This window comes from Photobacterium marinum (assembly GCF_000331515.1).
In the GTDB taxonomy this organism is placed as follows: Bacteria; Pseudomonadota; Gammaproteobacteria; order Enterobacterales; family Vibrionaceae; genus Photobacterium; species Photobacterium marinum.
Genome location: NZ_AMZO01000005.1, coordinates 1 through 1,615, shown reverse-complemented (window position 1 = coordinate 1,615; position 1,615 = coordinate 1). Strand labels below are relative to the sequence as shown.

1 rRNA gene is annotated in these 1,615 nt (G+C 54.0%); it reads right to left on the bottom strand.

What is annotated here, in order from left to right:
* Window positions 1-40 precede the first annotated feature (40 nt).
* Window positions 41-1,592: ribosomal RNA gene (locus C942_RS04660) — 16S ribosomal RNA — on the bottom strand.
* Window positions 1,593-1,615 lie beyond the last annotated feature (23 nt).

Here is a 1,615-nt window from a genome sequence, read left to right as displayed (position 1 = left end):
CAATCTGTGTGGACACTGCATCAAATGAGCAGTCTATCGTTAAGGAGGTGATCCAGCCCCAGGTTCCCCTAGGGCTACCTTGTTACGACTTCACCCCAGTCATGAACCACACCGTGGTAAACGCCCTCCCGAAGGTTAAGCTATCTACTTCTGGTGCAGCCCACTCCCATGGTGTGACGGGCGGTGTGTACAAGGCCCGGGAACGTATTCACCGTGGCATTCTGATCCACGATTACTAGCGATTCCGACTTCATGGAGTCGAGTTGCAGACTCCAATCCGGACTACGACATACTTTCTGGGATTCGCTCACCATCGCTGGCTGGCCGCCCTCTGTATATGCCATTGTAGCACGTGTGTAGCCCTACTCGTAAGGGCCATGATGACTTGACGTCGTCCCCACCTTCCTCCGGTTTATCACCGGCAGTCTCCCTGGAGTTCCCACCCGAAGTGCTGGCAAACAAGGATAAGGGTTGCGCTCGTTGCGGGACTTAACCCAACATTTCACAACACGAGCTGACGACAGCCATGCAGCACCTGTCTCACGGTTCCCGAAGGCACTCCTCTATCTCTAAAGGATTCCGTGGATGTCAAGAGTAGGTAAGGTTCTTCGCGTTGCATCGAATTAAACCACATGCTCCACCGCTTGTGCGGGCCCCCGTCAATTCATTTGAGTTTTAATCTTGCGACCGTACTCCCCAGGCGGTCTACTTAACGCGTTAGCTCCGAAAGCCAGAACTCAAGGTCCCAACCTCCAAGTAGACATCGTTTACGGCGTGGACTACCAGGGTATCTAATCCTGTTTGCTCCCCACGCTTTCGCATCTGAGCGTCAGTCTTTGTCCAGGGGGCCGCCTTCGCCACCGGTATTCCTTCAGATCTCTACGCATTTCACCGCTACACCTGAAATTCTACCCCCCTCTACAAGACTCTAGCCTGCCAGTTCAAAATGCTGTTCCGAGGTTAAGCCCCGGGCTTTCACATCTTGCTTAACAGACCGCCTGCATGCGCTTTACGCCCAGTAATTCCGATTAACGCTCGCACCCTCCGTATTACCGCGGCTGCTGGCACGGAGTTAGCCGGTGCTTCTTCTGCAGCTAACGTCAAAGATGCACGCTGTTAACGTACACCCCTTCCTCACTGCTGAAAGTACTTTACAACCCGAAGGCCTTCTTCATACACGCGGCATGGCTGCATCAGGGTTTCCCCCATTGTGCAATATTCCCCACTGCTGCCTCCCGTAGGAGTCTGGACCGTGTCTCAGTTCCAGTGTGGCTGATCATCCTCTCAGACCAGCTAGGGATCGTCGCCTTGGTGAGCCGTTACCCCACCAACTAGCTAATCCCACCTGGGCTAATCCTGACGCGAGAGGCCCGAAGGTCCCCCTCTTTGCTCCGAAGAGATTATGCGGTATTAGCCATCGTTTCCAATAGTTATCCCCCACATCAGGGCATATTCCCAGGCTTTACTCACCCGTCCGCCGCTCGCCGCCCAACAAATCCCCCGAAGGTTCAATGTTGTCGCTGCCGCTCGACTTGCATGTGTTAGGCCTGCCGCCAGCGTTCAATCTGAGCCATGATCAAACTCTTCAATTCAAGTTTTGGCTCAATGAATACTG